We start from the raw sequence: 20,071 nt of genomic DNA on the forward strand, positions 1-20,071 counted from the left end.
TTGTAGCACGTGTGTAGCCCAGGTCATAAGGGGCATGATGATTTGACGTCATCCCCACCTTCCTCCGGTTTGTCACCGGCAGTCTTGCTAGAGTGCCCAACTGAATGATGGCAACTAACAATAAGGGTTGCGCTCGTTGCGGGACTTAACCCAACATCTCACGACACGAGCTGACGACAACCATGCACCACCTGTCACTTTGCCCCCGAAGGGGAAGCTCTATCTCTAGAGTGGTCAAAGGATGTCAAGACCTGGTAAGGTTCTTCGCGTTGCTTCGAATTAAACCACATGCTCCACCGCTTGTGCGGGCCCCCGTCAATTCCTTTGAGTTTCAACCTTGCGGTCGTACTCCCCAGGCGGAGTGCTTAATGCGTTAGCTGCAGCACTGAAGGGCGGAAACCCTCCAACACTTAGCACTCATCGTTTACGGCGTGGACTACCAGGGTATCTAATCCTGTTTGCTCCCCACGCTTTCGAGCCTCAGCGTCAGTTACAGACCAGAGAGCCGCCTTCGCCACTGGTGTTCCTCCATATATCTACGCATTTCACCGCTACACATGGAATTCCACTCTCCTCTTCTGCACTCAAGTCTCCCAGTTTCCAATGACCCTCCCCGGTTGAGCCGGGGGCTTTCACATCAGACTTAAGAAACCGCCTGCGCTCGCTTTACGCCCAATAAATCCGGACAACGCTTGCCACCTACGTATTACCGCGGCTGCTGGCACGTAGTTAGCCGTGGCTTTCTGGTTAGATACCGTCAAGGGATGAACAGTTACTCTCATCCTTGTTCTTCTCTAACAACAGAGTTTTACGATCCGAAAACCTTCTTCACTCACGCGGCGTTGCTCGGTCAGACTTTCGTCCATTGCCGAAGATTCCCTACTGCTGCCTCCCGTAGGAGTTTGGGCCGTGTCTCAGTCCCAATGTGGCCGATCACCCTCTCAGGTCGGCTATGCATCGTGGCCTTGGTGAGCCGTTACCTCACCAACTAGCTAATGCACCGCGGGTCCATCCATCAGCGACACCCGAAAGCGCCTTTCAAATCAAAACCATGCGGTTTCGATTGTTATACGGTATTAGCACCTGTTTCCAAGTGTTATCCCCTTCTGATGGGCAGGTTACCCACGTGTTACTCACCCGTTCGCCACTCCTCTTTTTCCGGTGGAGCAAGCTCCGGTGGAAAAAGAAGCGTTCGACTTGCATGTATTAGGCACGCCGCCAGCGTTCGTCCTGAGCCAGGATCAAACTCTCATAAAAAGTTCGAACAATCTTGCGATTGTTAAGCTCAATTTGTTTGCTAGCATATTGCTTGCTTGTTAAAAATGTTTGTTGTCTTGAATTGAATCAAGACGCCCTACACATTTGGTTTGTCTTACTTTGTTCAGTTTTCAAAGGTCTACTTCATCAGGAGTGTTTCCCGATTCATTTTTGGCTGCCGTAGCAACTTTTATATCATATCAGAGAGACAAGTAATTGTCAACTCTTTTTTAAAAGTTTTTTTCGATTTCGTTTTTCGAAATCTTTCAGCAACTCATTTATCATAACTTATCGTTTGTTATTTGTCAAGAACTTTTTTGAAGTTTTTTTTCGATAGAATCAAGCTTCACAAGTGGTTCTTTTTTAACGACTCAGTTATCTTATCATGTCATTTCCAACATGTCAACAACTTATTTTTTATTATTTAATAAGTTATTGGTGTTCTTTTGAACAAATAATAATATATCAACATCACATGTGAAAGTCAATAAGAAAATGCTTATTTATCAACATTTCTAGCTTACATGATCATTGGTTAGTTCTGGTCCTTTTTCGTTCGTCTTTATAACTCCGAGAGACGTAAAATCCTTTTGTTTTCAGTTTAATGTTCATGTTCTTGTCTTATTCACACCAACTAGATGTCTCACCTTCTAAAATTTTCCTTAACAAAGTGCTGCTTTTATCTATTTCTGCTTTTTTTTGCTAGAATAATAGTAACAATATGACTCTGGAGGATTTATTTATGAAAATTTTGATTGCTGACGATGATAAAGAAATCGTTGAATTATTAAGTATCTATGTTCACAATGAGGGGTATGAAGCAGTAAAGGCTTATGATGGGAAAGAAGCATTATCTAAAATCAGAACAATCCCTGATATTGAATTACTTATTTTAGATATCATGATGCCTGAGATGGATGGGATGCAAGTAGTGAAAGAGCTACGAAAAGAATCCCAAATACCAATCATTATGCTGACAGCAAAAACTACTGATATGGATAAGATCAAAGGACTGGTCGCTGGTGCAGATGATTATGTGACCAAGCCATTTAATCCGTTAGAAGTAATGGCTAGAGTAAAGTCTTTATTACGGCGTACAAAAATGCAGATTGCCCCAGATCAGCCTGATGTATTAGAAGTAAATGCATTAATCATCAATAAAGACTCTCATGAAGTTAAAACAATCGATGGGAAAGAAATCCAGTTAACAGCTTTGGAATTCGGTATCCTCTACTTGCTTGCTAGTCATCCTAATCGAGTATTTAGCGCGGATGAAATTTTTGAGCGTGTTTGGAAACAAGAAAGTATTGTCTCTGCTAAAACTGTCATGGTTCACGTTAGTCATTTAAGAGATAAGATTGAAGAAGCAACTGGTGGTGAAAAAGTCATTCAAACCGTTTGGGGAGTGGGCTATAAAATTGACGCAAGATAGTAAACGAGCAACTGAAAAACGCCGTCGGATCAATTTGACTTCAAAAGAAATCAGCGAATTGTTAGCGGAAGGAATCATCACGATTATCCTTTTGCTTCTATTAAATGTTTCTATTCTGGTTGTTATCAGTTCGGTGATCAACAGTTCACCTTCTTTGACGAATGCGATTTGGGATTCAAAGAATATTTTTGCAGAACGATTGAATACTGATTTGTTCTGGAACGGCCGGAATTTTATTATTCCCTTTTTCTTTCTATTAGATATTGGTGTTTTGTATTGGCGCTTGATTCGAAGATATCGCCAAATGCAATTGCGGCATATCATCAGCGAACTTCACTACATCGCAAACGGAAATTATGATCATCGTATCCCTTTTGAACTGAGTGGTGACTTAAGCCGAGTGGTAACAAGTATCAATGGATTGGTGGATAGTACCGTAGCAGCGATTGAAGACGAACGTAAAATCGAAAAATCAAAAGATGAATTGATCACGAATGTCAGTCATGATATCCGTACCCCACTCACGTCCATCATTGGATACCTAGGACTGATAGAAGATGGCCAGTATCACTCAGAAGAAGATCTTTTAAAGTATACGCATACTGCTTATATCAAAGCAAAGCAGATGAAATCTTTAGTGGACGACTTATTTGAATACACTAAGGTACGCCAGCCTGCTGTCCCGGTGAATTTTTCTGCCTTTGACATGATCCAGTTGATCGAACAGTTAGCAGCTGATTTTGAGTTGGAAGCTTCTAAAAAAAATATCCAAATACTTGTTCAATCAAAAGTAGACTCCCTTATCATGGATGGCGATACCGAAAAACTTGTACGTGTCTTCAATAATCTTTTGACGAATGCGTTGAAATACGGAAAAGGAGCAACGAAGATCGTAATCGAAGTAGAACGTATCGGTTCAGAAGTTGTTGCAACAGTCAAAAATAATGGAGCAATGATCCCACAACAGGCAATCGATAATCTATTCGACCGTTTTTATCGTGTAGAAGAATCTCGTTCACAAGCAACTGGAGGAACTGGACTTGGTTTAGCAATCGCTCAAAGCATTGTGGCTTTGCACGGCGGATACATTTATGCAAAATCAGATAAGCAATGGACTTCTTTCATCATGCACCTTCCAATCAAGAAAAATGAAAAATTACCTATTGATACACAGGAAGTTATTGACGAAAGCTGAAATATTCGCTATTCTTATTACAATTATTAGAATAAATGAAAAACACAGAACCCAGTACACTTTATTCTTTTTCAGAGAGCTGATGGCAGGTGTAAATCAGCAAAGGATAATTTGGAAGTTCCAGTTCGTTTACGTGCCCTTTCGAAATAAGAAAGGTCGGTTCAACAGCCGTTATGTGTTCAACAAGTGCAGCTGACGCTGAACTTGGGTGGTACCGCGAATTTCAGACTGATTCGTCCCAAGAATAATGGGATGGATCAGTCTTTTTTTATTTTCAAAAAGGAGGAAATCATATGTTAGATGTAAAAATGATGCGACAAAATATTGAAGAAGTACAAGAAAAATTGATGACTCGGGGCGTAAAAAAAGAAACATTAGCTGAATTCATGGAACTAGATGAAAATCGTCGTAAGCTACTAGTCAAAAGTGAAGAATTAAAAAAATATCGAAATGATGTTTCTGCTGAGATCGCCCAATTGAAGCGTGCAAAAGAAGATGCTTCTGCTAAAATCGCTGAAATGAAAGAAGTCGGTGGCAACATCAAAGCATTGGATACTGAAATTGCTGAAGTGGATGAAAAATTGAAACAAATTGCAACTACTTTGCCAAACCTTCCCCATGATTCTGTGCCAGTTGGAACAGATGAAGAGGACAATGTAGAAATCCGTCGTTGGAGCGAACCACGTACATTTGCTTTTGAACCAAAACCACACTGGGAAATTGCAGAAAATCTTGATATTTTAGATTTTGAACGTGGCGCAAAAGTAGCCGGTAGCCGTTTTGTCTATTACAAAGGATTAGGTGCTCGATTAGAACGTGCAGTCTACAACTTCATGCTTGATCAGCATATTTACGAACACGGCTATACTGAAATGATCACTCCTTATATCGTCAACAGTAAAGCGATGTTTGGTACGGGACAATTTCCAAAATTCAAAGAAGATGTTTTCCAATTGGAGAATACTGATCTAACGTTAATCCCAACAGCTGAAGTACCATTAACTAACTATTATAATGATGAAATTTTAGATGGTGCAGATTTACCTATTTATTTCACTGCACTAAGCCCTGCTTTTCGTTCTGAAGCCGGAAGTGCTGGTCGGGATACACGAGGACTGATTCGTCTTCACCAATTCAATAAAGTAGAAATGGTCAAATTTTCGGATGCAGAGCATTCTTACGAAGAATTGGAAAAAATGACAGCTGATGCAGAAGATATCTTGAAAAAATTGCATTTGCCTTATCGTGTGATGGCCTTATCAACTGGAGACATGGGCTTTTCTGCAGCTAAAACTTATGACTTAGAAGTATGGATACCTGCACAAGATACTTATCGTGAAATCAGTTCTTGTTCTAACTGTGAAGATTTCCAAGCACGCCGCGCAATGATCCGTTATCGCGATAATGATGGAAAAATCCACTATGCTCATACTCTGAATGGTTCAGGACTTGCAGTTGGCCGTACAGTAGCTGCCATTTTGGAAAATTACCAAAATGAAGATGGTTCTGTCACAGTTCCAGAAGCGCTCGTTCCTTATATGGGGAATCTGAAAGTTATTAAATAAAGAGGCTGTGAAAAAGCCGCTCAGTTTCGAGTATTAAGAAAAATTTTGTGAAAATGGCTTTCCACATTTTTGCATAAATTGGACTTAATACCGAGAAACTGGCTTTTGAACACCATTTATCGAGAGGTTGTGAAATCAGCGTCCTGGCCTGAGTATTAGAGAAAAAAATGGAAAAATAGTCCCTCATATTTTACCGTTTGTTGAACTAATACCGAGGGTCAGCTGATTGAACACCGTTTAGTGGAAAGGTCGTAAGCCTACCCCCCAGCTCCGAGTTACAAGGAACAAATTCAAAAAACAGCTCTTCATATTTTATGAATGTTGTACTTGTGATTCGGAGGTGGCAAGGGAACACTGTTTATTCAAAAAGAGGCTGGGACAGAAGCGTTTAACTCCAAGAAATAAGAAGAAATTCACGAAAATTGCTTTTCAAATTTTTGTGAATTTCTTCTTATTTCCGAAGGAGTTGCTTCTACTTCCGCCGTTTATACGTGTTTAGAGCGTGAGACAAAAGTGTTCTTTACTTTTGTCCCACGCTCTTTAATGTTTTTAAGATTCAACTGAATAGTTTGGTGCTTCTTTTGTGATTTGTACATCATGAGGGTGTGATTCTTTTAATCCACTGCCGCTCATTTGGATAAATTGCGCTTCATCACGTAATTGCTGTAGATTCGCTGCCCCAACATAACCCATTCCTGAACGCAAACCGCCGATCATTTGGAAAATAATATCTGCAACACTTCCTTTATAAGCAACCCGACCTTCGATTCCTTCTGGTACTAATTTATTTGCTTCATTGACACTACCTTGGAAGTAACGGTCTTTTGAACCTTTTTCCATCGCGCCTAATGAGCCCATACCTCGGTATGTTTTGAATCGACGTCCTTGGAAGATTTCGAATTCACCTGGTGATTCATCTGTCCCTGCCAACATACTTCCTAGCATCACTGCATGTCCGCCGGCAGCTAATGCTTTGACGATGTCACCAGAATACTTGATCCCTCCGTCTGCAATAATCGCTTTGCCATATTGACGAGCAACTGATGCTGCATCATAAATAGCTGTGAGCTGAGGTACACCTACACCGGCTACCACACGTGTCGTACAAATCGATCCTGGTCCGATACCAACTTTTACGACATCTACACCTGCATCATATAAAGCTTTTGTCGCTTCAGCCGTCGCAACGTTTCCTGCAATCAATGTTGCATCTGCAAAAGTTGAACGGATTTCTTGAATTTTTCGGATCACACCTGCACTATGTCCATGAGCTGTATCGATGATGATTGCATCTGCCCCTGCTTCTAATAAAGCATTCGCACGCTCAAATGTATCGCTTGTTACACCAACGGCTGCTGCTACAAGCAATCGACCATGTTCATCTTTTGCTGCATTTGGAAATTCGATCACTTTCTCGATGTCTTTGATCGTGATCAATCCGCTTAAACGACCTTCGTTATCTACGATTGGTAATTTTTCGATTTTATGTTTTTGCAAAATCTTTTCTGCATCTTTTAGAGAGGTACCTACTGGGGCAGTCACTAAGTTGTCTTTTGTCATCACATCAGCAATCGGCATGTGATAATCTGTTACAAAACGCATGTCGCGGTTTGTAATTATCCCTACCAATTTTCTGTTTTCAAGTGTTTCAACGATTGGCACACCACTGATACGATATTTGCTCATCAATTCTTCTGCGTCTGCTACAAGATGCTGTGGCGTTAAGAAGAACGGATCAATGATTACGCCACTTTCAGAACGTTTGACTTTTCTTACTTCATCCGCTTGCTGGCTGATCGTCATGTTTTTATGGATCACACCTAGTCCGCCTTGTCTTGCCATAGCAATGGCCATCTTGCTGTCGGTAACGGTATCCATACTTGCACTGATGATTGGAATATTCAACTTAATATTTTTAGCTAATTGTACGCTCATATCCACTTCGTTTGGTAACACGTGACTTTCTGCTGGTATCAATAAGACATCATCAAAAGTAAATCCTTTTTTCGTGAACTTTGTTTCCCAGTTGGACATTTTTAGTACCACTCCTCTAATTTAGTTTATCTATTAAAATAATTGATTTTTTCATTTAAGTCAATGATCTACTTGGAATCAAGTTAGCTTTCTCATAGAATACCAATATAAAGCGTTTACATCTGTGTGTATTAAAAGAGATTGTAAAAAAGCTGTCCTGCATCAAGTAATAAGAACAGCCAATCAAAAATAGTTTTTCATATTTTTGAATTGGTTGGGTTTATTACCGCAGATGCAAGCTTTTGAACACCGTTTAAGGAAGAGGTTGTGAAATCAGCGTCCTGGCCTGAGTATTAGAGAAAAAAACGGAAAAATAGTTCCTCATATTTTGCCGTTTGTTGAGCTAATGCCGAGGGTCAGCTGATTGAACACCGTTTAGTGGAGAGGTTGTGAAAAAGCTGCCCTGCATCAAGTAATAAGAACAGCCAATCAAAAATAGTTTTTCATATTTTTGAATTGGTTGGGCTTATTACCGCAGATGCAAGCTTTTGAACACCGTTTAAGGAAGAGGTTGTGAAATCAGCGTTTTGACCTGAGTATTAGAGAAAAAAACGGAAAAATAGTTCCTCATGTTTTGCCGTTTGTTGAGCTAATGCCGAGGGTCAGCTGATTGAACACCGTTTAGTGGAGAGGCTGTGAAAAAGCTGCTTAGTTTCGAGTAGTAAGAAAAATTTTGTGAAAATGGCTTTCCACATTTTTGCATAAATTGGACTTAATACCGAGAAACTGGCTTTTGAACACCGTTTATCGAGAGGTTGTGAAATCAGCGTCCTGACCTGAGTATTAGAGAAAAAAACGGAAAAATAGTTCCTCATATTTTGCCGTTTGTTGAGCTAATACCGAGGGTCAGCTGATTGAACACCGTTTATCGTAAAAAAGGACTGTGACAAGACTTTTGTCACAGCCCCTTACTATTATTTAACTATGGATAAACAAAATGAGGTTCTTTACTACCCCTAGATATCTAGCAAAATAGCTGATCTTTTTGCTAGTTTATCTTCTTGGGACGGATAAACTTCCAATAATCCCGTATTTTTTCTTCAAGTAGTAACGGATTGCTAAAGCAGCTGCCCCGATAATGATAACTACTACTGGATCTAATACTGGATTGATAACTGGCGGCAATAGTGTTGTCGCAGAAAACAGTACGACCCAAAGAAGTGTCGTTCCACCTAGGATAAGCAATGTCTTACCCATTCCTGGTTTCTTGCTTCGATCTGCTCCGGGATATTCATATTGATAGATGTATTTGTACATCATATAAAAGACCCAGCCACCGATTGCAGAACCTAGAACGAGTGTAGAAAAGCCATAAGCTGGCGTTGTTCCACGTGAAAACAATCCGGTAATCGCAATCATGATACTTAATAGACCAAGCAACAGCAACGTATTATCTAACCACATCAATAAAGGGGTGGATGAATTTTTTACTTCTGCTGGCTTATTGATGATTGCTTCCGTTCTTTCAGAGACTGTCCCAAACAATTGACGGGCTGTTCTTCCGCCTTTTTGTTCTGCAACTAAAGTAGGCAGAATGTCATGAAGGGCTTTTACTTTTTCTTCTTCAGACAAATTCGCTGCTTCTAAAGATTTTTTCAAATCAAAAATGTACTGTTGATTTCTTTTGGTTAATTTTGTTTCTAAACTATTGTTTTCTTTTACGATTGCTCGTAATTGTTCTGGTTCCATTATCTAATAGTCCTCCTTAGCCGTTCCTTTTCTCAACGGTCGTCACAAAAGACATTCTACCATATTCTACAGCTAGTTTGATAGCCCTTTTACACATTAAAGCGGAATAACATTACGTCGCCGTCTTGTACGACATAATCTTTTCCTTCTAATCGAACACGTCCAGCTTCTTTTGCTGCATGCATGTTTCCGTAATGATCCAAGTCTTCAAAAGAGACAGTTTCTGCACGGATAAATCCGCGTTCGAAATCTGAATGGATGATTCCTGCTGCTTGTGGTGCTTTGATTCCTTTTTTGAATGTCCAAGCACGTACTTCTTGTTCCCCAGCAGTAAAGTAAGTAGCTAAGCCTAACAAATCATAAGCAGCACGGATCAACTGATCCAAACCTGATTCTTCGATTCCTAAAGCTTCTAAAAATTCCGCTTTGTCTTCTTCATCTAATTCTGCGATTTCTTCTTCTGCACGAGCACTGACCACGATCACTTCTGCATTTTCTTCTGCAGCAAAGTTGCGCACTTCTTGTACATAATGATTCGCGTCTGCATCTGCTACGTCATCTTCTGAGACATTGGCTACATAAAGAATTGGTTTTGTCGTCAATAAAAATAGTGATTTAACGATTTTTTGTTCTTCTTCAGTAAATTCGATCGTTCGGGCAGATTTTCCTTCTTCCAGTACAGGTTTGATTTTATCCAGTACAGCTAGTTCTGCCACTGCATCTTTATCTTTGGTTTTAGCAACTTTTGCTACACGAGTATAGCGTTTGTTGATAGATTCTAAGTCTGCTAACACTAGTTCCAAGTTGATCGTATCAATATCTTCTAGTGGATCAACACGTCCTTCTACGTGAGTAATATTATCATCATCAAAACAGCGAACAACGTGACAAATAGCGTCTACTTGGCGGATATGGCTTAAGAATTGATTTCCCAAACCTTCTCCTTTACTTGCGCCTTTTACGATTCCAGCAATATCTGTAAATTCAAAAGTCGTTGGAACAGTTTTTTTCGGATGTACAAGTTCTGTTAAGCGTTGCAAACGCCAGTCAGGTACTTCTACCATCCCTACGTTGGGGTCGATCGTCGCAAAGGGATAGTTTGCTGCTTCTGCTCCTGCTTTTGTGATCGCATTAAACAAAGTTGATTTTCCTACGTTGGGCAACCCAACAATTCCAGCAGTCAATGCCATAAATTTATTCACTCTTTCTCTGCATTTTTTTCAATTACTTTTTTTAATTTCTTTTCAAAATCTCGACGGGTCATCATGACGATATGTCCGCAATTCATACATCTGATTTTGATATCTGCGCCCATTCGAATGACTTCCCAGCGATTCGTCTGGCAAGCGTGAGGTTTTTTCATTTCAACGATATCGTGCAAGTCGTACATAAAAATAGCCTCCTTTTTGTTTATTCTTCATCAAATTGAATATTCAAGATATCAAGAATTCGAGTCAAATCTTTTTGAGAAAGATATTCAATCTCGATCTTACCTTTCCCATTTTTTTCTTGGATAGCTACACTTGTACCAAATTTATCCATCAAACGATCTTCGCTTTCTCGGATATAATATGGTTTTTCCTTTGCTAGCCTTGGGATTTTTTTCTTTTCTTTTCCATCATTTTGATTTAACTCAGAAACAAGCTGTTCCAGTTGGCGGACAGTTAAATTTTCAGTTACTGCACGATTGGCTAATTTCAAGATCAATGTTTTATTTTTTAAACCTAACAGCGTACGGGCTTGTCCCATAGATAAACGCTGATCTTGTACCATTTCCTTGACAAGATCCGGTAAAGAAAGCAAGCGCAAATAATTGGCGATATAAGGTCTGCTCTTTCCTAAACGACTAGCTACTTCTGCTTGTGTTAGTTTCAGGTTTTTCATCAGCATCTCATATGCTTCTGCTTCTTCTAACGGATTCAGATCTTCTCGCTGCAAGTTTTCCAGCACTGCTACTTGCATCATCGCTTCTTCGTCAAAGTCTCTAACGATAGCAGGGATCGTTTCTTTTTCAGCTAGTTTGGACGCTCGAAAACGTCGCTCCCCTGCAATAATCTCATATCCTTTTACTGCGGAACGGCGTACGATGATGGGTTGAAAGACGCCTGATTGTTCAATAGAATTAGCTAGTTCCTGCAAAGATACTTCTTCAAATGTTTTACGGGGCTGATACGGATTTGGTCGCAGCTCATTCAATGGTAGCTGGACAACGGTATCATCTTTTACATCCACCGTCTCTAAGTTTTCTAAATCTTGAAACAGTGCATCGATTCCTCGGCCTAATCCTTTACTTTTCTTCACGACTTACCACTTCCTTTGCCAATGCTTGGTAGACTTCAGCTCCTCGAGAACGTGGATCGTAGTCGATGATCGGTTTTCCATGACTAGGTGCTTCTGACAAACGAATATTTCTTGGAATGATCGTTTCGTAAACTTTTTCGCGGAAGTATTTACGTACTTCTTCTACGACTTCATTTCCCAGATTTGTTCGTGCATCATACATTGTCAGTAAGACTCCCTCGATCTCTAATTCTGGATTAAAGTGTTTTTGAACTAAACGAACCGTATTCAGTAATTGGCTTAATCCTTCCAATGCGTAATACTCACACTGAACAGGTATCAAAATCGAATCACTTGCTGTAAATGAATTGATTGTCAGATGGCCAAGAGAAGGCGGGCAATCGATCAAAATATAATCATACTGACTGCTTACTTCTGCTAAAGATCCTTTTAATCTTGATTCTCTTGCCATCATTGACGTCAATTCGATCTCTGCTCCTGCTAATTGGAGAGTCGCAGGCACAATACTCAAATTTTCGTGTTCAGTGATCAAAGTTGCCTCATCAATTGGCAATTCATTGACTAGAACATCATAGATGTCTCTTGTCACATCAGGTTTTCTGATCCCGACACCACTGGTAGCATTTCCTTGTGCATCCATATCCACTAGCAATACTTTTTTGCCAAGGCTAGCAAGACAAGCACCTAGATTCACCGTCGTCGTTGTTTTGCCGACGCCACCTTTTTGGTTCGCAACAGATATTATTTGTGCCATCTCTTCTCCTCCTATTTGATTGGCTGCTTATTAGGCAGTCCGGGCTTTCTTGGGTATTTCTTTGGGGTTGGTTTCTTTTTTTGAATAACGATGATATGCCGTTGGTCAGAGACATTCGGCAAGGTAACCGCCTCTTCTTTGAGGAATTTACCACCTAATAAAGCAATCGCTTGTTTTGCTTCTGTCAATTCCTCTTCACTTTTTGCTGCTTTCAATGCATAAAAATAGCCTTCTTGTTTAGCCAAGGGCAAACACAATTCCGCTAACACATTCAAACGAGCAACCGCACGAGCAGTGACAAGGTCAAATGATGCACGAAAGTGAGGATTTTGCCCAAATGTTTCTGCCCGGTCATGATATAAGGAAGCATCGATTCCTAATAATCGGGTTAACTCAGATAAGAAGGTTATTCGTTTATTCAGAGAATCAACGATCGTTATCTGCAGTTCTGGAAAGGCAATTTTTAAAGGTATGCTAGGAAACCCTGCCCCCGAACCGACATCGCATAAAGATAAAGGCTGCGTAAAGTCTACTTCAAATGCTAATGTAAGTGAATCGTAAAAATGCTTCAGATATACGTCTTTTTCATCCGTAATAGCTGTAAGGTTCATCTTTTCGTTCCATTCGACTAATGTCCGATAATAAATAGCGAATTGATTCATTTGATGATCGGTAAGCTCTATCCCTTTTTCTGCCAAGGATTGGCGAAATTCTTCTGGTATCATAAATATTCCTTTCATTGTGAAACAGCAATTGTTTCACAGATTCTCTCCCTACTTTAACGCAAAATCTCTAGACATGCAATCCTTCCATATGGATTCTTAAAAATTTGAAAAGTAAGAAAAGCCGATAGACTTTTTCTTTCTAGTATGACTCATAAAATATACACAGAAGAGAGAACTAGCTTTGAGCAATTTCTGCAAAAACTAGTTCTCTCTTCTATTTATTATTACGTATTACGCTGGTTCACTGACTTTCGCAATCTTCCCTTGTTCGATATAGACCATTAGGATACTTAGGTCTGCAGGGTTTACGCCACTGATTCGGCTAGCTTGGGCAATTGTTTCTGGTTGGATTTTCTGCAATTTTTGTTTTGCTTCTGTTGCTAATCCGTTGATTGCTGCGTAGTCGATGTTTTCTGGAATCTTTTTCGCTTCCATGCGTTTTAATTTTTCTACTTTTTCCATGGCTTTTTTGATGTAGCCTTCATATTTGATTTGGATTTCTACTTGTTCGATTTCTTTTCGTGTCAATTCTTCATTTTCTGGAATAAACCGTAGAAGATCTGCATAAGTAATCTCAGGACGTCTTAAAAAGTCGCTTGCTAGTACACCATCTTTTAATGGTGCCGCATTAATCGTTGCTAAAAAGTCTTGGACTTCTTCTGTTGGTTTGATTCGTACATTCATCAAACGTTTGATTTCTTGTTCAACTGCTTCTTTTTTCTTCAAATAATTATTGTATTGATCTTCCTTTACTAAGCCTACACGGTGACCCATTTCTGTTAATCGCAAATCTGCATTATCATGACGTAAAAGCAGACGGTATTCAGCACGTGAAGTCAGCAAACGATAAGGTTCGTTCGTTCCTTTTGTTACCAAATCATCGATCATGACACCGATGTAACCGTCACTTCGTTTGATCACTAAAGGTTCTTTTCCCTGAACTTTCAAAGCTGCATTGATACCGGCAATCAGCCCTTGTCCAGCCGCTTCTTCATAACCGCTTGTACCATTTGTTTGTCCAGCTGTATAAAGATTTTCAACGACTTTAGTTTCTAATGTCGGACGGAGCTGGTGTGGCTCTACTATGTCATATTCGATAGCATATCCTGTACGCATCATTTCTACTTTTTCTAATCCAGCAATAGAATGAAGCATGTTGACTTGAACATCCTCTGGTAAAGAAGTAGATAAACCTTGAACATAGACTTCTTCCGTATTTAAGCCTTCTGGTTCCAAAAATAATTGATGACGTGGTTTGTCTGCAAAACGCACGATCTTATCTTCGATGGATGGGCAATAGCGAGCGCCTACCCCTTCAACGATCCCTGTAAACATTGGGGCACGATGTAAGTTGTCTCGAATAATTTGGTGAGTCGTCTCACCTGTATAGGTCAGCCAGCAAGATTCCTGATCTAGTTTATAGGCACTATCTGGTGTGCTGAAGCTAAAATGATTCGGCTCTTTGTCACCAGGTTGCTCTTCTGTAACAGAATAGTCGATCGTACTTGATTTTACTCGAGGCGGTGTTCCTGTTTTGAACCGTTCGATAGCAAAGCCAAGTTCTTTTAGATGATTCGCTAGTCCAATAGAAGGTTGAGAGTTATTCGGACCTGATGAATATTTCAATTCACCGATAATGATTTCTCCGCGAAGTGCTGTTCCGGCTGTAATAACAACTGCTTGGGCCCGGTAGCTCGCTCCTGTGGACGTCACTACTCCATGACAAACACCATCTTCGACGATCAGTTCTTCGACGATTCCTTGTCTTAGCGTCAAATTTGGTTCTTTTTCGATCGTATGTTTCATTTCTGTGGAATAAGCATGTTTGTCTGCTTGTGCTCGCAATGCTCGGACAGCTGGGCCTTTTCCTGTGTTCAACATACGCATTTGGATATAGGTTTTATCGATATTCTTACCCATTTCTCCGCCTAACGCATCGATTTCTCGAACGACAACGCCTTTAGCTGGTCCGCCTACAGAAGGATTACATGGCATGAATGCTACCATGTCCAAATTTATTGTCAGTAATAGTGTTTTTGATCCCATACGTGCAGCAGCAAGTGCAGCTTCTGAACCGGCGTGTCCTGCGCCAACAACGATCACGTCATACGCATCTGCTTCATAATGTTCCAATCGTTTGTTCCTCCTTTTATTTTCCTAAACAAAATTGACTGAATAATTGAGTGATTAGCTCATCTTGTACACTGTCGCCGACAACTTCTCCTAGATAGTCCCAGCAACGCGTCATATCTATTTGAACGAGATCCACAGGCATTCCTGCATCAATACCTGCAATGACTTCTTCAAGTGAGAGGGAAGCTTTTTCTAACAACGCTATATGGCGGGTATTAGAAACATAAGTAGCGTCTCTTTCTCCTGTTTCTCCGCTGAAGAATAAATCAGAAATAGCTGATTCCAAACGATCTAGTCCGTCGTTTTTAGCTACGGAAATTGAAAAAACTGGTTCATTTTCGATCAATTTCTTCAATTTTTCTTGTTCCAGCTGTGCTGGCAAATCTGTTTTATTTAGAAGAATGATCCGTTTCAATCCACTTGTCGCTTCCAATAATTGTTCATCTTCTGCTGTCAGTGGTTCGCTTTGGTTTAGAACAAGTAAGATCAAGTCTGCTTCTGCTAATGCTTTTCGGCTTCTTTCGACCCCGATCCGTTCCACCACATCTTCTGTTTCCCGAATTCCAGCTGTATCGATTAGCTTGAGCGGTACCCCCCGAACATTGACATACTCTTCGATTACATCTCGAGTCGTTCCTGCAATATCCGTAACGATTGCTTTTTCTTCTCTTAACAAATGGTTTAACAAACTTGATTTGCCGACATTTGGCCGGCCGATGATTGCCGTACTTAACCCTTCCCGCAGAACCTTCCCTTGCTTGGATGTAGCAAGTAGCGCTTGGATTCTTTGTTGGATCATCTGCGCTTTTTCAAGCAATAACTTCGTAGTCAATTCTTCGACATCATCATATTCTGGATAATCAATATTTACTTCTACTTGTGCTAATGTCTCTAAAATCTCTTGTCTCAATGAGCGGATCAAAGCAGACAGATTGCCGTCTAACTGATTAAGAGCTAGTCCCATTGCTTTGTCTGTTTTTGCCCGAATCAAATCCATCACAGCTTCTGCCTGTGAAAGGTCAACACGACCATTCAAGAATGCTCGTTTTGTGAATTCGCCTGGCTCAGCTAATCTTGCACCTTCTCTTAACAATAGCTGCAAAATTTGATTGACTACAACGATCCCACCGTGACAATTGATTTCTACTACATCTTCCCGCGTAAATGTCTTTGGTGCTCTCATCACGGAGACCATGACTTCATCGACAAGCTGATTGCTCTTGGGATCAACGATATGTCCATAATGGATCGTATGACTTGGTACTTCTGATAATCGTTTGTTTCCAGATTGATAAACTTTATCTGCTAGTTGCACAGCTTGATCGCCACTTAAACGAACGATACTGATTGCACCTTCTCCAGGTGGGGTAGAAATTGCCGCAATCGTATCAAATTCTAAAGTAATTTCAGCCATTTTTTCACTTCCTTTTTCATTTTGCGCACAAAAAAAGTGCCCACTCCACCCTTTATGCACAATAAACGGTGAACTTCGCACTTTGACTGCTTGTTCTTGATTAAATTCTGGTCATAGATTATCACACTTGCTATAAGGAATCAAGTGTTTAAAACAAGTTAGATGAAGTTGAGCCTGTTCTGCTTCCATTACCTTATATTTGATTGTCCTTGGATGTCTCTTTGCGTTCTTTGGTTTATTCGAAGAGAAGATACTGTATAAACAAGGCTTTATCTTTCTTAAAAAAAACGGTACACTAAATGGTAGCGCTATCTAAACTATACACTTTTGAAAGGAGAAAATATGTGAGCCCGTTCAGATCTGCTGCATTGGAAGAAGAAAGTGACCCTCGGATCAACGATGTCGTTTTATCTACAGGGAATATCAACCAGAAATATATCGTCCGCGATATCGTTTTTGTTGTGGAATGCTTAGAAGCTGATTTGTTTGACCCATCTTTTCCCAAAGATGACCTTTTCTTAACAACGAAGAGGAAATTAAAGACGAAGGTACTTGAATATGGTGCGAATGCAGTAATCAACTGTCATTTTGAGTATCAGCAAAAAAAACGCGACGGAAAGTATTTTCTGGAACTTTTTGCTTATGGAACAGTGATCCAATTTATCCAAACAACGATTGGTTAAATGAAACAGACAAAAAAAGCGGATCAAAACTGAAGACAGTTTCGATCCGCTTTTTTCTATCAAAGTTAGTGACTACTTCATCGTATACTCTGATAAGAATGATTTCTAGTAAAATATACTTGGTTTGAAAAACTTTGTCAACGTGATTTATTCAAAAAGTAATGGAATCAATAATATTTTTTAGCAGGTTCTACTACTAAATAACGATAAGGTTCCTCACCTTCCGAATGTGTTTTTACATGTTCATCTTTGCTTAATGCAGCATGGATTTGTTTACGTTCAAATGCAGGCATTGGTTCTAAGAAAACAGGCTGCCCTGTCCGTTTTACTTTTTCAGCCGTGCGATCAGCTAAACGCTGAATGATCTCTTGACGCTTTTCACGGTAATTGCCTACATTGACTACTACAGACAGCTTATTTCTTGCTAAACGATGGATGAAGACTTGTGCCAGATATTGCAATGCATTGAGTGTTTTTCCATGTTTCCCAATCAGTATGCCTTGCTTTTGTGTTTCTAAATGGAAAACAACCATATTATTTGATTCTCTTTCCATTTTGACAAGAGCTAAAGCATCAAGCTGTTTTGAAATTTCAGTAAGATAAACTGCCAATTCCGTTAAAGCTGCTTCATCACCTAGCTCACTTACTTCTTCTGTTTTTTCTTCAAGAATCGTTTCGTTGACTACCTCGATCTCAGCTGTTGGTTCTTCTTCCAAAATTTCTTCTACAGTCTGTTCTACTGTTTCAGAAACTTTTTCGCTGATACTTGGCTGGATCGAAAGCCGTGCATTCTTTCGACCCATTCCTAGGAAACCTTTTTTTCCTTCTTCCAGTATTTCGATTTCGACTTGGTCTTTGGCCAAACCCAAATCAGCCAGACCTAGTTGGACAGCTTCGTCTATTGTTGCAGCTTCATAAATCGGCATTAGCATTACCTCCCCTATTATTTCCGTTTTTTCTTAGGATTCATTGCTTTCTTAAGAGCACGTTCTCTTTCGCGGATTCTCCGTGCTTCTTCTTCACGCTCTTTTCGAATTTTGAAAGGGTTGTTGATCAGCAGCGTTTGTACAACTTGGAAGGCATTGGAAACTACCCAGTATAATGAAAGACCGCTGGCTAAATTGACACCCATCACTAAAATCATTACAGGCATCACGAAATTCATGATCTTCATTGATGCATTCGATTCAATTTGACTCATGCTAGATAAATACGTACTTGCAAAAGTAAAGATTGCTGCTAAAATCGGCAAAATAAATGTTGGATCCGCGTTCCCTAAGTTCAACCATAAGAAATGCCCTTGTTTCAACTCTGGTACACGTGAAATAGATTGCCATAACGCCATCAAGATTGGCATTTGTACTAATAAAGGAAGACAACCAGCATATGGATTGACGCCATTTTCTGCATATAAACGCTGCTGCTCTTCTCTTAACTTACTTTGTGTTTCCGGATCTCTTGAACTATATTGTTGCTGCAGTGCTTTTAATTTCGGTTGTAATTCTTGCGTTTTACGCATGCTCTTTGTTTGGAAATGCATCAACGGCAATAGGATCACGCGGATGATCAGTGTAAATAAAATGATCCCTATCCCTGCATTACCAAATGACAACGCCTTGATCGCCTCAGCAAAGTAATAAACAATATAACGATCCCAAATTCCTGTACTCTGTGCGCTGACTTCCCCAGTTCCGCAACCGGATAAGACGATGACCAAACTAACGATACCGGCCATCAAAAGTAAACGTTTGTATTTCTTCACTTACTCTTTTCCTCTCTGTCGATTATTTTTGCAAGTTTTAAGACGTGGACTAAATTGGAGCGAACCTCATCATAAGTCAACCCCTTCACACTTGGTCTAGCAATCACAATAAAATCCAACTCCGGATCAATCTCTTCTTTTATAGAATAAACTGCTGCTCGGATTTTTCGTTTGACTTCATTGCGGTTTACCGCGTTGCCGACCTTTTTTCCTACAGATAAACCAACTCGAAAATGAGGCTGTCCCGGTTTTTCCAAACGGTAAACGACGAATTTGCGGTTAGCAAAAGAATCTCCCGTATGGAACACGGCTTGAAACTCTCGTTCTTTTTTTACTCGATACGCTTTTCTCATTAGTTTTCTTTCCTTTTCTATCTCTCACTTACGCTCATAATCATACCATAATTACGATTGTCCTTTCATCATTTCCCTAAAAAAGAGTATAAAAAAAACCACTGAAACCCCAGTGGCCTAAGCTGAAAGAACTTTTCTTCCTTTGCGACGACGGCTAGCTAACACACGACGTCCATTTTTAGTACTCATACGTTTACGGAATCCGTGAACTTTTTGACGTTTACGTTTATTTGGTTGGTATGTTCTTTTCATATATTCCACCTCCAAAATGTTCTTATCTATTTTATAAACACAGACATACTTTGATAGTATAACGACAAAGTAGTGATTTTGTCAATATAAAATAGAAGATCGATTGTTAAAACTTATCCACAAGATTATTTTTTTCTATGGGAATCCTATGTGGAAAAAGTTATGCACAGGGATTATCCACAGATAATAAATGGCTGGTTTTACACAGAAAACACACGTGTAAAAAAAGTAATCCACAATCAGGCGATTTCCTGTGTATTTCGTCTCCTAACTATTGGTATATCTATATTTTTTATCCACAGACGCAAGAGGAAATCTATTGGTTTTTACGAGTTTTCCACCTGTGCATTAGTGGTGTGGAAAACTTTTTTTGACAACTGTGTTTTTCTCTTTTTTCTTTTTGTCGATTGTGTGGATAATTGTAATTAAAAAATTTTTTTCTTCGGTTTCTGTGGAAAACTATTGAAAAAAATGCTAAATTAGTACTAGTTATTCACTTTTTAATGAAGGAGGAGGCCTTAT

At 39.8% G+C, this 20,071-nt stretch carries 17 protein-coding genes, 1 rRNA gene and 1 other annotated feature (1 of these 19 running past the window's edge); of the genes, 4 read left to right on the forward strand and 14 right to left on the reverse strand.

The window, feature by feature from the left end; all coding sequences use genetic code 11:
• Nucleotides 1-1,257 (reverse strand): 16S ribosomal RNA (locus IGL31_RS13040); it reaches 304 nt to the left of the window's first position.
• 742 nt (nucleotides 1,258-1,999) lie between these two features.
• On the opposite strand from IGL31_RS13040, the gene IGL31_RS13045 reads away from it, so the two are divergent.
• The 3 genes from IGL31_RS13045 to serS all read left to right on the forward strand — a co-directional run bounded on the left by IGL31_RS13045 (nucleotide 2,000) and on the right by serS (nucleotide 5,449).
• On the forward strand, nucleotides 2,000-2,689 hold the full coding sequence (locus IGL31_RS13045) for a response regulator transcription factor (RefSeq protein ID WP_002295268.1): 690 nt from the start codon (nucleotides 2,000-2,002) through the stop codon (nucleotides 2,687-2,689).
• A complete protein-coding gene (locus IGL31_RS13050) occupies nucleotides 2,676-3,884 on the forward strand; it encodes a sensor histidine kinase (RefSeq protein ID WP_002295267.1) in 1,209 nt (402 codons plus the stop codon). The genes IGL31_RS13045 and IGL31_RS13050 overlap by 14 nt, the downstream gene beginning before the upstream one ends.
• Nucleotides 3,885-3,922: 38 nt before the next feature.
• Nucleotides 3,923-4,128: a binding site (T-box leader), on the forward strand.
• Between the two features lie 49 nt (nucleotides 4,129-4,177).
• Entirely contained in the window at nucleotides 4,178-5,449 is a 1,272-nt protein-coding gene (gene serS / locus IGL31_RS13055; protein ID WP_002307286.1) for a serine--tRNA ligase, read from the forward strand.
• Nucleotides 5,450-5,998: 549 nt separating this feature from the next.
• Here serS and guaB read toward each other — a convergent pair.
• The 9 genes from guaB to mnmE form a co-directional block, all read right to left on the reverse strand.
• Nucleotides 5,999-7,483, reverse strand: coding sequence for an IMP dehydrogenase (gene guaB / locus IGL31_RS13060; protein WP_002295264.1), 1,485 nt, complete (start codon nucleotides 7,481-7,483; stop codon nucleotides 5,999-6,001).
• A 993-nt stretch (nucleotides 7,484-8,476) separates the two neighbouring features.
• On the reverse strand, nucleotides 8,477-9,172 hold the full coding sequence (locus IGL31_RS13065) for a DUF1129 domain-containing protein (protein ID WP_002299780.1): 696 nt from the start codon (nucleotides 9,170-9,172) through the stop codon (nucleotides 8,477-8,479).
• Between the two features lie 89 nt (nucleotides 9,173-9,261).
• A complete protein-coding gene (gene ychF, locus IGL31_RS13070; protein ID WP_002293105.1) occupies nucleotides 9,262-10,362 on the reverse strand; it encodes a redox-regulated ATPase YchF in 1,101 nt (366 codons plus the stop codon).
• Nucleotides 10,363-10,370: 8 nt separating this feature from the next.
• Nucleotides 10,371-10,562, reverse strand: a complete 192-nt coding sequence (locus IGL31_RS13075; protein WP_002293106.1) for a DUF951 domain-containing protein — start codon at nucleotides 10,560-10,562, stop codon at nucleotides 10,371-10,373.
• Nucleotides 10,563-10,582: 20 nt separating this feature from the next.
• Complete coding sequence (locus IGL31_RS13080; RefSeq protein WP_002288806.1) at nucleotides 10,583-11,473, reverse strand: ParB/RepB/Spo0J family partition protein; 891 nt, start codon at nucleotides 11,471-11,473, stop codon at nucleotides 10,583-10,585.
• Entirely contained in the window at nucleotides 11,460-12,227 is a 768-nt protein-coding gene (locus IGL31_RS13085) for a ParA family protein (RefSeq protein ID WP_002288805.1), read from the reverse strand. Before IGL31_RS13085 ends, IGL31_RS13080 begins: the two co-directional genes overlap by 14 nt.
• 11 nt (nucleotides 12,228-12,238) lie before the next feature.
• The gene (gene rsmG, locus IGL31_RS13090; protein ID WP_002288804.1) at nucleotides 12,239-12,952 is read right to left on the reverse strand and encodes a 16S rRNA (guanine(527)-N(7))-methyltransferase RsmG; all 714 of its coding nucleotides are present in this window, start codon (nucleotides 12,950-12,952) and stop codon (nucleotides 12,239-12,241) included.
• A gap of 231 nt (nucleotides 12,953-13,183) precedes the next feature.
• On the reverse strand, nucleotides 13,184-15,085 hold the full coding sequence (mnmG, locus tag IGL31_RS13095) for a tRNA uridine-5-carboxymethylaminomethyl(34) synthesis enzyme MnmG (RefSeq protein ID WP_086299954.1): 1,902 nt from the start codon (nucleotides 15,083-15,085) through the stop codon (nucleotides 13,184-13,186).
• Between the two features lie 16 nt (nucleotides 15,086-15,101).
• A complete protein-coding gene (mnmE, locus tag IGL31_RS13100) occupies nucleotides 15,102-16,499 on the reverse strand; it encodes a tRNA uridine-5-carboxymethylaminomethyl(34) synthesis GTPase MnmE (protein WP_002307290.1) in 1,398 nt (465 codons plus the stop codon).
• A 299-nt stretch (nucleotides 16,500-16,798) separates the two neighbouring features.
• Between mnmE and IGL31_RS13105 the strand changes: the two genes are divergently transcribed.
• Nucleotides 16,799-17,182: a hypothetical protein gene (locus IGL31_RS13105; RefSeq protein WP_002303984.1), complete on the forward strand. Its 384-nt coding sequence runs from the start codon at nucleotides 16,799-16,801 to the stop codon at nucleotides 17,180-17,182.
• A gap of 167 nt (nucleotides 17,183-17,349) precedes the next feature.
• On the opposite strand, the gene jag is transcribed toward IGL31_RS13105, so the two are convergent.
• The 4 genes from jag to rpmH form a co-directional block, all read right to left on the reverse strand.
• A complete protein-coding gene (jag, locus tag IGL31_RS13110) occupies nucleotides 17,350-18,108 on the reverse strand; it encodes an RNA-binding cell elongation regulator Jag/EloR (RefSeq protein ID WP_086299953.1) in 759 nt (252 codons plus the stop codon).
• A 17-nt stretch (nucleotides 18,109-18,125) separates the two neighbouring features.
• Nucleotides 18,126-18,944 (reverse strand): YidC/Oxa1 family membrane protein insertase, encoded by an 819-nt coding sequence (locus tag IGL31_RS13115; RefSeq protein WP_002295256.1) that lies wholly within the window; start codon nucleotides 18,942-18,944, stop codon nucleotides 18,126-18,128.
• Nucleotides 18,941-19,297, reverse strand: a complete 357-nt coding sequence (rnpA, locus tag IGL31_RS13120) for a ribonuclease P protein component (RefSeq protein ID WP_002295255.1) — start codon at nucleotides 19,295-19,297, stop codon at nucleotides 18,941-18,943. Before rnpA ends, IGL31_RS13115 begins: the two co-directional genes overlap by 4 nt.
• A gap of 117 nt (nucleotides 19,298-19,414) precedes the next feature.
• Nucleotides 19,415-19,549, reverse strand: coding sequence for a 50S ribosomal protein L34 (gene rpmH / locus IGL31_RS13125; RefSeq protein ID WP_002293121.1), 135 nt, complete (start codon nucleotides 19,547-19,549; stop codon nucleotides 19,415-19,417).
• Nucleotides 19,550-20,071 lie beyond the last annotated feature (522 nt).

Source organism: Enterococcus sp. MSG3290, assembly GCF_050555565.1.
In the GTDB taxonomy this organism is placed as follows: domain Bacteria; phylum Bacillota; class Bacilli; order Lactobacillales; family Enterococcaceae; genus Enterococcus_B; species Enterococcus_B faecium.

What these genes read in the sequence shown, in the direction of transcription:
- IGL31_RS13045 (WP_002295268.1), top strand. Translation starts at nt 2,000, where the DNA reads ATGAAAATTTTGATTGCTGACGATGATAAAGAAATCGTTGAATTATTA.
- serS (WP_002307286.1), top strand. Translation starts at nt 4,178, where the DNA reads ATGTTAGATGTAAAAATGATGCGACAAAATATTGAAGAAGTACAAGAA.
- guaB (WP_002295264.1), bottom strand. Translation starts at nt 7,483, where the DNA reads ATGTCCAACTGGGAAACAAAGTTCACGAAAAAAGGATTTACTTTTGAT.
- IGL31_RS13065 (WP_002299780.1), bottom strand. Translation starts at nt 9,172, where the DNA reads ATGGAACCAGAACAATTACGAGCAATCGTAAAAGAAAACAATAGTTTA.
- ychF (WP_002293105.1), bottom strand. Translation starts at nt 10,362, where the DNA reads ATGGCATTGACTGCTGGAATTGTTGGGTTGCCCAACGTAGGAAAATCA.
- IGL31_RS13075 (WP_002293106.1), bottom strand. Translation starts at nt 10,562, where the DNA reads ATGTACGACTTGCACGATATCGTTGAAATGAAAAAACCTCACGCTTGC.
- IGL31_RS13085 (WP_002288805.1), bottom strand. Translation starts at nt 12,227, where the DNA reads ATGGCACAAATAATATCTGTTGCGAACCAAAAAGGTGGCGTCGGCAAA.
- rsmG (WP_002288804.1), bottom strand. Translation starts at nt 12,952, where the DNA reads ATGATACCAGAAGAATTTCGCCAATCCTTGGCAGAAAAAGGGATAGAG.
- mnmE (WP_002307290.1), bottom strand. Translation starts at nt 16,499, where the DNA reads ATGGCTGAAATTACTTTAGAATTTGATACGATTGCGGCAATTTCTACC.
- IGL31_RS13105 (WP_002303984.1), top strand. Translation starts at nt 16,799, where the DNA reads ATGGTAGCGCTATCTAAACTATACACTTTTGAAAGGAGAAAATATGTG.
- jag (WP_086299953.1), bottom strand. Translation starts at nt 18,108, where the DNA reads ATGCCGATTTATGAAGCTGCAACAATAGACGAAGCTGTCCAACTAGGT.
- rnpA (WP_002295255.1), bottom strand. Translation starts at nt 19,297, where the DNA reads ATGAGAAAAGCGTATCGAGTAAAAAAAGAACGAGAGTTTCAAGCCGTG.
- rpmH (WP_002293121.1), bottom strand. Translation starts at nt 19,549, where the DNA reads ATGAAAAGAACATACCAACCAAATAAACGTAAACGTCAAAAAGTTCAC.